Below are 13,142 nucleotides of genomic sequence, written 5' to 3'. Positions count from 1 at the left end.
TAGCCACGATCAGAATGAAGCCAGATGACGCAGGGCAAGGGCAGATGCAAACAGCCGCTTGTGCGCCCCCCTGCGGCCCGTTCGCCCCGGCCAGCGTATGCCGTCAGCCGCCCCTGAGCTCCGTCTTGCGCTCAATGATCCGCGCCACCAGCCCGTACTCCACCGCCTCTTCCGCCGACAGCCAACGGTCACGCTCGATGTCGGCCAGCACGGTCTCCAGCGACTTGCCCGTCTGGCGCGAGATGGTGCGTGCGATGCGCTCGCGCGCCTTCACCACCTCCCGCGCCTGAATGGCGATGTCGGTGGCCTGGCCACCCGCGCCGCCGCTGGGCTGATGAATGAGGAAGCGGGTATTGGGCAGGCAATAACGCCGCTCCAGCGGCACGGAGAGATACAGATGGGTGGCCGCGCTGCCCACCCATCCGGTGCCGATCATGTTCACCGGCGCAGCGATGAAACGGACGATGTCGTGAATGGCATCTCCGGACTCCAGATGGCCCCCCGGTGAACTCACGATCACATCAATGGGTTGGGCACTTTCCGCGTCCAGCGCAATGAGACGTCGCGTCACGTCGGCAGCCGTCACGTCCGTGATGGCACCGAAGATCAGCAGCGTACGGGCCTTGAAGGCCTTCTCTTCCAGATAGGAGGTGCGGGGCTCGGTGACGTTGGACGGAGGCGTTGTCTCTTGCATGTTCATGGATTTCCTCTTGATACGGCTGATCAGGATCGCCGGGTTCGGCGACGCCACATTACCAGCAATCCGCCGCCCGCCAGCAGCATCGCGTAGGTGGAGGGCTCCGGCACTGCAGCCGCAACGGCCAGTTGCTCAAAGGCCAACTGCTGCATAAACGCCACCTGGGCTGTCGTGATGCCCAGTTGTGCGGCGGCAGTCTCGTTCACGCCAAGGCTGCGCGGGTCCAGGCCGGTGATCTGGCCAAAGATGGTCAGTGCCTCCAGATAACTGCCGTAAGCGCTGGCGTGGTAGTTGTCGCTGGCCCAGAGCTTCACCTTGCCTGGGTCGATGCCGTTGTAGGGATTGGTGTCAGCAAACCCCTGCGCCATGGCGCGGTTCCAGGTCAGGCCGACCGGGATCACGCCATTGATGTTGATGGACGCCGCATCCGCCAGTTGGTAGCCGGCATACACATCGTTGGCCATCTGGTAGATGGACTGCCCGTACCAGGCGCCGGTGCTGGGATAGGTCTGGTCCGCCCGCGACCAGGTGGCCATCAGCTGGACGTCGACGTTGCTGTTCTTCGCCTTGAAGGCATCCGCCAGCAGGCCCGCGTACTGGATGAGCTTGGCCGGGTTGCCCGGGTTGCTGGCGTCCAGAGTGCTGTAGCTCTGCAGCACCACCTTGTCCCAGGCCTTGTTGATCACGCCCAGCTTGTTGTTGTAGTGATAGTCCAGGCCCGTGCCGCCAGCGGTCTCCAGGCTCACGTCGTAGTTCAGGCCGGCCTGGACGGTGAAGGACTTGAACAATGCCGGGATTCCGCCAATGCCTTCGTGGTTGAGGTCGGTGACGGTGTTCGCGTTCCAGGTCTGGACCGGTGAGCCAAAGGCGTAGGTGAAGCTGTTGCCTACGAACAGGATGCTCTCTGCCTGAGCCGCGCCCAGGCACAGCATCAAGGAGCTGCCCAACAGCACGCGGCGGATGCGAGCTCCGAAAATCGGACGGTGAGTGAGTCGATTCATGACGTCCTCCAGACCACCCGAGTGGTCAGTGGTGAAGCCCTGAATCCTGCCGAGGCGGCTTCATTTGGATAGCACAGCACGTCGCCACTGGAAGCGACAAACGTGTCCCCCGCATGGGACTGCGACCATGGACGGTGTACGCAATGCCGCAGTGGCGGGCCACCTGCGGAAGCTAGGGCACCTCTGCATCACTCCCGCGAGCCGAGGTGGCCCCGATTCGGGCCGGGGCGCAAGGCACAAACCGCGGCGATTGCAGGCGATATGGCGACGCCCAGGGGATGGCTCAGGCGTTTTCCAGGCGCAGCAAACCTTCCAGCACACTCACCGGCACGGGCTTGCCCAGCAGATGATCAAACCCGAAGCAGTTGGTGAGCGCGTTCTTTCCAGAAGGCAGCGTGCCCGACAAGGCGATCAGCAGCACTTCGTCCGGATACAGGGAGCGCACTTGGCGGGCCAGTTCGTAACCGTTCATGCCCGGCATGTCCAGGTCGGACACCAGGGCCCCCGGCTGCTCCCGGGAAATCAGCTCCAGCGCCTCTTGCGCGGAGCCGGCGGTCTTTACCTGAAACCCGTCAGCACTGAGGACGGCGGACAACGTCTCCAAGGTCTCAGGGACGTCATCGACCAAAAGCACGGTGGGAGTGGCGGAGTTCAGCATGTAGGGCGAGGCCGTCTGTCACGGGAGATTCCCGATCACCTTGACGGGCAAGCGGGATTCCCACCCCCCTGAGCAAAGGCCTGCCCAGCGCGCTCAACCCGGCACTGCGCCCACGGCAGCCCCACCCGCGCCGGGCTGCCGGCGCTTCTTGAAGCTCAGCAGGCGGCGCTCCAGCACTTCCCACGAGAGGGCGGCGACAACGCAGGTGGCCAGGAACTGTGCGGCGACGAGGAAGACGCTGGCATACGGCAGCCACGTCAGACGGTCTGCGTATTGGAGGAAGTTGGGGAAGAAGTAGTGATAGACGTAGAAACCGTAACTGATGGTGCCCAGATAACGCAGCGGTGCGAACTCAAGTGCCCGAACAATCTGCCCCTCCTGGGCCGCAGGGATGTAGGCCAACACGGCAAAGCAGATCATCAGAGCGCCCAGTTCCCGCAATCCGCGCAATGCGCCCGCCGACGTGATGGTGAAGGCGCCGGCCGAAGCATCAGCAAACAACACCGCCCCCACCAGGAAGACGGCCGCCAACAGCGCAGGCGTCAGCACCTGCTTGCCTGCGGCACGCGCCAGTGCCAGCAGTGCGCCGCACGCCATGAAGGCGAAAAACGGCAGATCCGGCAGGTAGGGCTGCGGGACATTCTCATAGTTCGCGAAGTCCACCACCGCGGCGGCGACCGAGACCGCCAGCAAGGCCAGGGTGATCAGGTGATGCCGCGCAGCAGAGGTCCAGAGCAGCAGGGGCGATGCCAGCAGGTAGAAATGCTGCTCCACCGAGATGCTCCAGAGATGGGAAATGTTGCTCCAGGCATGGGACTTGTACTGGATGTAGACGTTGCCCAGAAACACGAAGTAGTAGCGCAGCCCATCGGTGTGCAGTGGCACGCCCTTGAGGAGGAACTTCGCCAACAGCAGGGTCAGCACCAGGTAGTAGATGGGGAAGATGCGCAGTGAGCGGCTGACCCAGAAACTGCGCAGCTCCCGGGCTGCGGTGCTGGCACCGGCCTCCACCTTGGCGCGTTGGCCGTGGAGAATGCCAACGATCAGGAATCCACTCAACGCGAAGAACACCTTTACGCCGAGGCCGCCAAGGTTATGGCCGCCAAAGACAAAGTGCTCCGTGAATACCAGCAGCACGCAAAGCGCGCGCACGCCATCCAGCCCGGCGATTCGGGCGCGTTGATTGCTCATTGTTCTCTCCCTGATTGGCGCGGATCGTAGCCGATCGGCCGTGGCTCAGGCGCCGTCAGCTCCACTGGCACGCCCACGCCGAGACGGCTTCACGGCCCAACGCCAGGTGGCCGACACTTCTCGCAGGTGCTCCACAAATGACGACACCCGCATCGACACCGCCGAGTGGGCGTAATAGACGGCATGGATGGGCTGGGTGGCCCCCGAGTTGTGCTCCGCCAGCACCTCCACCAGGGCACCACTGGCGCGGTCGCCCTCCGTCATGAAATCCGCCAGGCTGACAATGCCCTGCCCGTTCAGGGCCAACTGCCGCAGAACCTCGCCACTGCTGGCCGCCATGTCCGGCCGGATCTGGAAAGACGGGGCGTCCCCATGGCGCACCGGCCAGGCGTTCAGGCTCTCGGGTTGGCTGAACCCGAGCAGCACATGCTGCGCCAACGCCGCCACGTTGCGGGGCAGCCCATGGCGTTCGATATAGGCCGGGCTGGCGAGCAGCCGCAGGCGGCAATGGCACAACAGCCGGCTGTGCAGCGTGGAATCCTTCAACAGACCAATGCGGATGGCCAGGTCGATGCGCCGCTCCAGCAGGTCCACATAGCCCTCGTTGCTGCTCAGCTCCAGCTCCACCAGCGGAAAACGCTTCCGATACCCCTCCATCAGCGGTGCCAGGACGTGCAGCAGGAACGGGGTGGCAGCATCCACCCTGAGGGGCCCCGACGGCTGCCCTTTGCGCACCAGCAGCCGCTCCTCGGCCGCCTGGACGGACACCATGATCTGGCGCGCGTCCTTCAGGAAGCTGCAGCCCTCGTCCGTCAGGTCCAGCCGCCGCGTGGTGCGTCTCAGCAGCGTGGTCTGCAGCGCCTCTTCCAGCCGGCGAAGGCTGCGGCTGATGGACGACACGGGTTGCGCCAGCCGGAGCGCCGCAGCGGTCAGGGAGCCGGTGTCCACCACAGCCAGAAAGACTTCCAGCTCCTCCAGCGTGAATTTCATTTTTCCAATTTGAGCAAAGGTATTTGTCGGTTATAGCGCTTTATCTGCAAAAGATGAAGCCAGACAATGCGACCCCAGAGGCTCCCGGAATTCCGGGGGCCGGCCCGGGCTCCGGCCCAGATTGGCAGCAAATACCCCATGAACACCGATCTCTCCACTCCCCAGAAAAGCGCCACCTGGCCGCTGCTGGCGCTCGCGGTTGGCGCCTTTGGCATCGGCACCACCGAATTCGGCCCGATGGGCATGCTGCCCACCATCGCACAGGGGGTCGGCGTGTCCATCCCCACCGCCGGCATGCTGGTGTCCGCCTACGCCACCGGGGTGATGGTGGGCGCGCCCATCATGACCCTGCTGCTGTCGCGCTGGCCGCGCCGTCAGGCCCTGATCGTGCTGATGGCCATCTTCACCCTGGGCAACCTGGCTTCTGCGCTCGCGCCCAACTACGCCAGCCTGCTGATGGCCCGGGTGCTCACCAGCTTCAACCACGGTGCGTTCTTCGGTCTGGGTTCGCTGGTGGCCGCCAGCCTGGTGCCGCGAGAGAAGCAGGCCAGTGCGGTGGCAGCGATGTTCATGGGGCTGACGATCGCCAACGTGGGCGGGGTGCCCGCCGCGACTTGGCTGGGGCAGGCCATCGGATGGCGTGAGTCCTTTGCGGCCATTGCCGTGCTGGGGCTGGTGGCGATGACCTCGCTGCGGTTGGCGCTTCCCGCTGGCAGTGCCGGCACGGCCCCGAACGTTCGTGCGGAACTGCGGGTGCTCACCCGCCCCACCGTGTTGATGGCCTTGAGCACCACGGTGTTGGGGGCCGCCGCGATGTTCACGCTCTACACCTATATCAACCCGTCGCTGGAGACGCTTACACAGGCCTCGCCGGGTTTCATCACCGGGATGCTGGTGCTGATCGGCGTGGGTTTCACCATCGGCAACACGCTCGGCGGCAAGCTGGCCGACAAGTCGGTGGACGGCGCATTGATGGGCTTCCTGCTGCTGCTGGCGGTGGTGATGATCGCGTTCCCGTGGCTGTCCGCGTCGAAGATCGGCACCGCCGTGGCTTTGCTGGTGTGGGGAATTGCCGCCTTTGGTGTGGTCCCGCCCGTGCAGATGCGGGTGATGCGCAGCGCCACGGGTGCGCCGGGCCTCGCCTCCTCCGTGAACATCGGCGCCTTCAATCTGGGCAATGCGCTGGGCGCTGCACTGGGCGGTGTGGTGCTGCAGGCCGGGCTGGGTTATGCCAGCGTCTCCATCGCCGGGGCTGCGCTGGCAGCGGTGGGCTTTGTGCTGGTGCTGGCCCAGTCGCAACAAGCCCGCCGGGGCGTGCTGGCCCCGCAGCCCCAGTGAGGCCCGCTCAGATGTTCTTCTGGCCCCGCGCCAACCGCGCAATGCTTTCGGCGAACAGCGGCGTCTCGCGGCTGTTGTGATCGCCGGAGGCTGCATCACGGTCGCGCGCGGCCTGTTCGAAGCTGATGCTGTTCTTCTCCAGGAAGGCAAGGAAGTCTTCCGTGGGGTGGGAGGTGACCTTGTTGGTGTATTCAGTGCGCTGTCCATCCACCGCCTTGGCGCTCAGTTCCCAGATGACCTGAACCTTGGTGCGACCATGCGGCGTGAAGACGTCGGAGGTTGACACCATCTTGCAATACGTCTTCTCAGCCACCTCGGCGACGTAATGCTGCACCACCAGACCCGTGCCGATCATCTCCACGTTGATGGACATGCGCCGGCCATCATCGGTCCAGGTGGCGCCGGCGGCGATATGGTCGGGCGGCGCGCAGCGCTGGTATTCGGCGTCGGGCAACGCAAACAGCCATTGGGCGATGTCGACCTGTTCGATGGGAACGTCGATGACATGGCTGAAGGCGGATGTTGACAGCAGCAGATCGGAGCGAATGACAGTGGACATGGCGAATTCCTGAATGAGAGTGGGAGGTCGTTGCCAACAGGTGGGTGCTCCGTTGGAATCAGAGCGTCTTCTGTTGGCAGCGAAGCCAGTCTCGGTCTGCGCTTGAAAAGCTTCAATCCGCCAGTAGCACTAGTACTTTGGGGTCGGATGAAAAAGTTGGTGATCCATCGCCGCGCGCAGAGAATCCGCGCAGCGCCGCAATCACCGCGACGACAGGACCGGTATGAACGTCAGCAGATCGGCTCGCCAACCAGGCATCGATGCGCTCCGCATTCTGGGAGCCGTGCTCGTTGTCGGTCTACATGTCGGTGCGTTCCCGGAATGGCCTCACTGGTTGATGGCCACCAGCAGGGCCGCCGGCCGCTGGGTGGTTCCCTTCTTCTTCGTGGTGATGGGCTACTTCGTCGGGATCAGGCCCTCATGGCGCCAGCCGGCCGGTGCGGCCCTGCAGCGGGTATGGCGGCTGGTCGTGGTCTGGAACGTCATTTACGCCGGGGCCCTGGTGCTGATGGTGGGGCTGGGGCCTGCCGTGGAGCGCATCGTCTCCTCCGCCACCATCACGCGGGGTGTCTGGGGCCCCTTGTGGTTCCTGCACTCGGCGCTGGCCGCGCTGCTGGTCGTCTACCTCCTTCCAGCGTGGCTCGCCTCCCGGTGGGCATGGCTGTTGATCGCCGCCATGCTGATGGTCTGCAGCGCGGTGGATTCCCTGACCCTGCTGAGACGGGTGAGCTGGGAGGTGATGTATGTCTCCCGCTTCGTGGGAGGCATCGGCTTGGTCTGGTTGGGCGTCAAGCTGGCCAGCATTCCCAGCCATGTACTTTCACGAAGATGGCCACACCTGCTCATGGTCGGCCTGCTGCTGGGGCTGGTGCAGGCCTACCTGCTCTATCGACGCGCTGGGGCGCCCACTGAACTCCAGATGCCGGTGGGAGCGATGCTCTGCGGCGTTGCCGCCATGGGCGCTGGCTTCGCCCTTCCATCGTCGCCATCAGCGGAACGGATGGCGGATTGGGGAAGGCGCCTGGCCCTTGGCATCTATCTGCTCCATCCCCTGATGATCGAGACCCTCAGAGCCCTCGACATATCGCGAAGCGATGCGCTCTGGGCCGCAGCGGCAGGTCTGTCCATAGGCGCCCTGCTTGTGCTGGAGCGCTGGCTGCCAGGCGCCAAGGCCAGGCTGGATGGTCAGTAGAACGAGAAAGTCCCGCCCGTCGCGAGCCGCGACCAAAATCCATCAATTGGGAGAGGCTTCAGACCGGGATTCTTGTGACAGTGAACGGTTTTCGTCCTAGCTATCAAGGAGCATCAACATGGATCTTCAACTCAAAGGCAAATTGGCCCTGGTGAGCGGCAGCACCGCTGGCATCGGCTATGCCATCGCACGTACGCTGGCGCAGGAAGGCGCCAGCGTCATCGTCAACGGCCGGACACAAGCCGCCGTTGATGAAGCGGTCGCCAGCATCCGCGCCGAGACCCAGGGCACCGTGCTCGGCTTTGCAGCAGACCTGAGCACCGCCGAGGCGGCGGATGAAGTGGTGCGGCGCCACCCCGGCATCAACATCCTCGTCAACAACCTCGGCATCTTCGAGGCCAAGCCGTTCGAAGAGATCCCGGACGAGGACTGGTTGCGGTTCTTCGACGTCAACGTGCTGAGCGGCGTCCGCCTGGCACGGCTGGTGTTGCCCGAGATGAAGCGCGCCAACTGGGGACGCATCATCTTCATCTCCAGCGAAAGCGCGGTACAGATCCCGACCGAGATGATCCATTACGGCATGACCAAGACCGCACAGCTCGCTGTGTCGCGTGGTTTGGCGGAATCCGTCGCCGGCACCGGCATCACGGTCAACAGCGTCCTGCCCGGCCCCACCAAGTCGCGCGGCGTGGGCGACTTCGTGGACGGCCTGGCGAAGGCCAGCGACAAGAGCTTCGAGCAGGTTGAGGCCGAGTTCTTCGACCACGTGCGTCCGACCTCGTTGATCAAGCGCTTCGGCACCCCGCAGGAGGTGGCCTCGCTGGTGGCCTATGTGGTGAGCCCGCTCGCGTCAGCCACGACCGGTGCCGCGCTGCGTGTGGACGGCGGCGTGGTGAAGAGCGCGTTCTGACGAACCCAGAGGGACTGCAAGCGCAGTCCCTCTTTATGGGCGCGGGCCACCGGGAGGTCGGCTCGCGCCCGCCGGTGAGAAGTTCATCCGGACGCCGGTGTCGCAGGCCACCACGCTACCGCGCATCTGCTCGAAGGCGGCACAAGCCCTGTTGCCCGCGGCATCTTCCAGGTCGGGATGCGTGACAACCGCATACGGCGCCGATTTCCACGGCTGCGAAGGCGTGAAGCGCCAGACCGCATCATCCCCTGCCAATATCCCCCTCCCGGGGATGCGACGGCCGTCACCATCCACCACGGCGATCAAGGCCTCGGCCGTCGAACTGATCGGCGCGTGCAGGTTCAAGACCAATGTGCCCTGGCTGTGGGCTCGTGGTGCGTGCAGCGTCCAGGCCGCAACGTCGAGCGGGCGCTCGTTGGCCGCCGACACTTCCCATTGCTTGACGACAGCCGGCCCGCGCAGGCCCGCGTCAGCCACCCGCAGGCTGACCCTCCGCCCCGGCGTCAAAGCCCGTCCCGCGTCCAGGTTGGGGCCGACGCCGCGTTTCACACGCCCCGGATCCATCAGCACGGTGATGCGACGGCCGTCCGGGCTTGGCAGGGCCAGGTCCAGCACGGCGTTCCGGATCTCCACGCCGCTTTCATCGAGCAGCGTCAGGCGCCGCGTGTCGAAGGGCAGGTGTTGAGGTTGCGAAAAGCGCAGCTCGATCCTGAGCAGGTTCTCCGGGACCGTCGGCCCTGCCGGATGAATATCGACCGACGCGGCCCATGCTGTTGGCAGCCCCGCCAGGGCCATCACCATCACCAGCCGCAGGGCGCTCATCATGGCTTCGCAGGCGCCAGGTCGGCGTAGCCTTCGTCGGTGCGCAGCATGCGATGCACGTCGCGCCAGTGGTCATTGGGCTCGTACTTGAAATCGGCGAAGTCGTACTCGTTGACGAAGTCGCTCAGGCGCAGGAACAGGCCCTTGCGCAACGAGACCAACTCCATGGCCCCGCTGGCTTCATTGCGGCGAAGCGCCACGAGGAAGTTGGCATCCTGGTTGTCAATCTGCGCAACGTGGATGGGGATGTAGGTGGACTTCAGTCCCAAGGTGGGCTCGGACGGCCACTTGATCGGTGTAGACAGTCCTGGCTGCGTCGATGCACCCGCGATGTCGGTGACGGACATCAGGTCGGCAGACTTGTGGGAGTGGGTCAGGAGCACCATGGGCCCCTGGCCGGCATCGAACATCACCATGCCCACCGGGGCACTGCCCCAGCCGAACTCGGCGACCGTCTTGGCCGCGAGGTGAGCGCCGTCCTTCAAGTCCTTGAGCGGAATCGTGACCAGCGGAGAACAAGTGAATGCGGCCACCAGGGTCGGCTCGCCGTTCAGCTCTGTAATCACCATCTTGCGGATGGGTGCCCGGGTCTCGACCTGGTTGTGCACCGGGTGGTACATCTCGATGCTGCTGACGGCCGCCTGGCCCTGGAAGGGGAAGTCAAACACACGCAGCGTGGACGCGAAGCTGGCGTTGGACAACCCGGCGACATAGAGCTTGCCGTCGTGGTACTTCATGTCGGTGACGGTGAAGCTGGCCGCCGGTGTTTCGCGCCAGAGATGCTTGTCCGGGGATGGCAGGTTGCCGATGGCCACCGATTTTCGGGCGGCCTGGCCCAGGTTCACCACGCCCACCTGGCCGGCGGCGTTGACGGAGACCAGCGCTGGGATCGGGGCCGCGCCGGCGGTCCTCCCTTCGACCGACAGCGCGATGTAGGCCACCTCGCTACCTGGCCGGACCGCCATGTCCTGGAAGCGCAGCTTCTCGGGGCTCGTGTGCAGCGTGCGCGCAATGGCGGCCGACACGTCCTTCAGATTGAAGGCACCCGGTGCGCCGGGCGCCACTGCGGGCAGCGTGAGGGCGTGCAGTTGACCGCCGCGCCAGTCGGCCACGACCATGGTGTTCGCGTCTACAAAGGTCAGCTTTCCCGCAGACTGCACCGGCGCGCATAGCCCCGGCGCCGCATGCAGCCCCAGCGACAACAGCAAGAGTTGCAGCGCCCTGCGGTACCGGCCGCTTCCGGTCGATGACCGCTGAGGTGGGAGGGTGTCGGGTGCGTCGAGACGCTTCATCAGCTTGAACATGGAATTTCGCTTTCAGGTGGTACGAATCGCGCTACGACGCCATGGCGCTTTGCGCAGGCGTCATCGACGGATGGGCCCGGCGCTCAAGCCAGACGCTGCAGGCTGCCACGGCCAGTCCGCACAGCGTGGTGACGGCCGCCGCCCAGGGCAGACGCGCCAGGCCGGGGCCGTGATCAATCACCACGCCGCCCAGCCAGGCGCCCAATGCATTGCCCAGATTGAAGGCGGCGATGTTGAGACTGGACGCCATGCTCTGGCCGGTGCCGTGTGCCTGGTTCAGCACACGAAGCTGCAAGGGCGCTACGGTGGCGAAGGCGCCAGCGCCGAGCAGACCAACAAACAGCACGGCCGACACGCGGTGCCCCATGGCGAAACCCATGAGCAGCAGCACCACCGCCAGGCCAACCAGGGAACCGAGCAACATCCGGACCGGGGCACGGTCAGTCAGCCGCCCGCCAACGAGGTTGCCGAGGATCATGCCCACGCCGAACACGAGCAGGATCACGGACACGCTGGCTTCGTCGAAGCCCGAGACCTGGGTCAGCAGGGGCTGCACATAGGTGAACACGGCAAACACTCCGGCGAATCCGAACACGGTCGCAGTGAGGCCGAGCAACACATGGACAAGACGCAGCACCCCCAGTTCCTCACGCAGCGACACACGGCTGCCACAGCCGGCTTCGCGTGCCGACACGAACAACGCAATGACGGCCATGGCGATCAATCCAATCACACACACCGCCCAGAAGGTCGAGCGCCATCCGAAGTGCAGACCCAGCCAGGAGCCCGCCGGCACCCCCAGCAACGTCGCCACCGTGAGCCCGGTGAACATGGTGGATAACGCGGCGGCCTTGCGGTCGGCCGGCACCACGCTGGTGGCGACCACCGCACCCACACCAAAGAAGGTGCCGTGCGCCAGAGACGTCATGACACGGGCGATCATCAGCACCGTGTAGTTGGGTGCCAGCGCGCACGCCAGGTTACCGAGGGTGAAGATAACCATCAGCGCCAGCAGTGCCGTCTTGCGTGGCACGCTGCCGAGCAGCGCGGTCAGCAGCGGTGCGCCCACGAAGACGCCCAGCGCGTAGCCGGAGATCAGCAGGCCTGCGGTGGGCACCGTCACATGCAGGTCGGCCGCCAGTTGGAGCAGCAGCCCCATGATGACGAATTCCGTCGTACCGATGCCGAAGGCGCCTATCGTCAGCGCATAGACGGCCCATGACGGACGCGGTCTCGGTGGAGTGGATGGATCATGCATAGGGGTCTCCCTTATGGCGGCTGACCGGACGGCTGACCTGATGGCGGACTTGATCGCTGAATCGATCGCTGACTCGATCGCTTACTTGGCGGCCAGGAAGTCCTTGATGCCCTTGGTGGTGGCCTCAGGCTCCTCTTCCATCAGCCAGTGGCCCGAGCGTGGGATGACCAGTTCGGTCACGTTCGTTGCTGCGTTGCGCATGGCCACCGCTTCAAGCGGGCCGAAGGACTTCTCGCCACCAATGGCCAGCACCGGCATGGTGAGCTTGGTCTTCATCGATTCCAGGTTGTCCTTGGCGTCCTGCCGGAAGGCATGGAATTGGGACAGCGCGCCCTTCATGGCGCCCGGCCGGGCATAGAGCCTGGCGTAATGGTTGCGCGTGCCTTCGTCGATCTTGGACGGGTCGCCGCCGAAGTCGTTGTAGAAGCGGTCCAGGAAGATGCGCTCACGCCCTTGCACCAGGCGCAGGGCGTCCTTGCCATAGAAGTCGAAGTGCCAGAGCAGCGGGTTGCGCACCACTTCATCCCACGGCGGGATACCGGGGGGCGGTGCATCCATCACGACGAGCTTGGTGGTCTTTGTCGGATAGGCCGCGGCATACGCGTAAGCGACCATGACGCCGATGTCGTGCCCCACGATGTCCGCCTGGTCGATGCCCAGTTTTTCCAGAACACCACGGATGTCCTTGGCCTGGTTCTTCTTCTCGAAGCCGTCTTCAGGCTTGGCCGAAAGGCCCATCCCGCGCAGGTCGGGCACCACCACGCGGTGGTCCTTGGCCAGCTCGATGGCCAGTGGCGTCCACATGTCGCCGGTATCGCCAAAACCGTGAATGAGCACCACGGCGGGACCGGTGCCGCCAACACGCACATGCAGCGTCGTGCCGTTGGTGGCGATGTCCTGCAGCTTGAAGCTGGCGGGATAGGGTTTCGGCTCGGCCGATGCAATCGGCGCAGCCATCAGCGCTGCGGCGCTCAGCAGCACGGCACCGAGCAGGTGCGAAGTGGACTTGGACATGACGTCTCCGGGTTGAGGTCGTTGGAAAACGGAAAAGGGGAACGGACTGGAGCTTGATGGATGCCGGCGTGCAACGCGAGTGAATTACCGCGATTCCTCATGCAGGCAGGTTCACGCGGCTTCACGCCGCTTCACTGGCGCAGCCAACCGCCAGCGTCCAAGATGGCCCTGCCGCCAGACATCCCTGCCGACCTACGTCCTTGCTGCC

General features: G+C 64.9%; 13 protein-coding genes. 3 read left to right on the top strand and 10 right to left on the bottom strand.

From position 1 onward, the window contains the following. Positions 1-103: 103 nt before the first annotated feature. From BMY53_RS23075 to BMY53_RS23055, 5 genes are all read right to left on the bottom strand, one after another. Entirely contained in the window at positions 104-700 is a 597-nt protein-coding gene (locus tag BMY53_RS23075; RefSeq protein ID WP_092949131.1) for an ATP-dependent Clp protease proteolytic subunit, read from the bottom strand. Between the two features lie 23 nt (positions 701-723). Further along, positions 724-1,698, bottom strand: a complete 975-nt coding sequence (locus tag BMY53_RS26565) for a PEP-CTERM sorting domain-containing protein (RefSeq protein ID WP_092949129.1) — start codon at positions 1,696-1,698, stop codon at positions 724-726. A 283-nt stretch (positions 1,699-1,981) separates the two neighbouring features. After that, positions 1,982-2,356: a response regulator gene (locus BMY53_RS23065; RefSeq protein WP_092949127.1), complete on the bottom strand. Its 375-nt coding sequence runs from the start codon at positions 2,354-2,356 to the stop codon at positions 1,982-1,984. Positions 2,357-2,449: 93 nt separating this feature from the next. Next, positions 2,450-3,547 (bottom strand): acyltransferase family protein, encoded by a 1,098-nt coding sequence (locus BMY53_RS23060; RefSeq protein ID WP_092949125.1) that lies wholly within the window; start codon positions 3,545-3,547, stop codon positions 2,450-2,452. Between the two features lie 45 nt (positions 3,548-3,592). After that, positions 3,593-4,537, bottom strand: a complete 945-nt coding sequence (locus BMY53_RS23055; RefSeq protein ID WP_092949123.1) for a LysR family transcriptional regulator — start codon at positions 4,535-4,537, stop codon at positions 3,593-3,595. Positions 4,538-4,675: 138 nt separating this feature from the next. Between BMY53_RS23055 and BMY53_RS23050 the strand changes: the two genes are divergently transcribed. Further along, the gene (locus BMY53_RS23050; RefSeq protein ID WP_092949121.1) at positions 4,676-5,875 is read left to right on the top strand and encodes an MFS transporter; all 1,200 of its coding nucleotides are present in this window, start codon (positions 4,676-4,678) and stop codon (positions 5,873-5,875) included. A gap of 7 nt (positions 5,876-5,882) precedes the next feature. On the opposite strand, the gene BMY53_RS23045 is transcribed toward BMY53_RS23050, so the two are convergent. Continuing rightward, a complete protein-coding gene (locus tag BMY53_RS23045) occupies positions 5,883-6,434 on the bottom strand; it encodes a hypothetical protein (protein WP_092949119.1) in 552 nt (183 codons plus the stop codon). 223 nt (positions 6,435-6,657) lie between these two features. Between BMY53_RS23045 and BMY53_RS23040 the strand changes: the two genes are divergently transcribed. Both BMY53_RS23040 and BMY53_RS23035 read left to right on the top strand, forming a co-directional pair. Continuing rightward, complete coding sequence (locus BMY53_RS23040) at positions 6,658-7,626, top strand: acyltransferase family protein (RefSeq protein ID WP_092949117.1); 969 nt, start codon at positions 6,658-6,660, stop codon at positions 7,624-7,626. A gap of 118 nt (positions 7,627-7,744) precedes the next feature. After that, on the top strand, positions 7,745-8,536 hold the full coding sequence (locus BMY53_RS23035) for an SDR family NAD(P)-dependent oxidoreductase (RefSeq protein ID WP_092949115.1): 792 nt from the start codon (positions 7,745-7,747) through the stop codon (positions 8,534-8,536). A 33-nt stretch (positions 8,537-8,569) separates the two neighbouring features. Here the strand turns inward: BMY53_RS23035 and BMY53_RS23030 are convergent, their stop codons facing one another. The 4 genes from BMY53_RS23030 to BMY53_RS23015 form a co-directional block, all read right to left on the bottom strand. After that, positions 8,570-9,361, bottom strand: a complete 792-nt coding sequence (locus tag BMY53_RS23030) for a hypothetical protein (protein WP_143074201.1) — start codon at positions 9,359-9,361, stop codon at positions 8,570-8,572. Further along, the gene (locus tag BMY53_RS23025) at positions 9,358-10,662 is read right to left on the bottom strand and encodes a hypothetical protein (RefSeq protein ID WP_255370345.1); all 1,305 of its coding nucleotides are present in this window, start codon (positions 10,660-10,662) and stop codon (positions 9,358-9,360) included. The genes BMY53_RS23030 and BMY53_RS23025 overlap by 4 nt, the downstream gene beginning before the upstream one ends. A gap of 31 nt (positions 10,663-10,693) precedes the next feature. Next, entirely contained in the window at positions 10,694-11,920 is a 1,227-nt protein-coding gene (locus BMY53_RS23020) for an MFS transporter (RefSeq protein WP_092949111.1), read from the bottom strand. Positions 11,921-12,001: 81 nt separating this feature from the next. After that, a complete protein-coding gene (locus BMY53_RS23015) occupies positions 12,002-12,934 on the bottom strand; it encodes an alpha/beta fold hydrolase (protein WP_092949109.1) in 933 nt (310 codons plus the stop codon). Positions 12,935-13,142: the final 208 nt, after the last annotated feature.

The organism is Roseateles sp. YR242, assembly GCF_900109745.1.
GTDB lineage: Bacteria > Pseudomonadota > Gammaproteobacteria > Burkholderiales > Burkholderiaceae_C > Roseateles.
The sequence above is the reverse complement of the archived record's forward strand: the minus strand, read 5'-3'. Positions and strand labels throughout refer to the sequence as shown.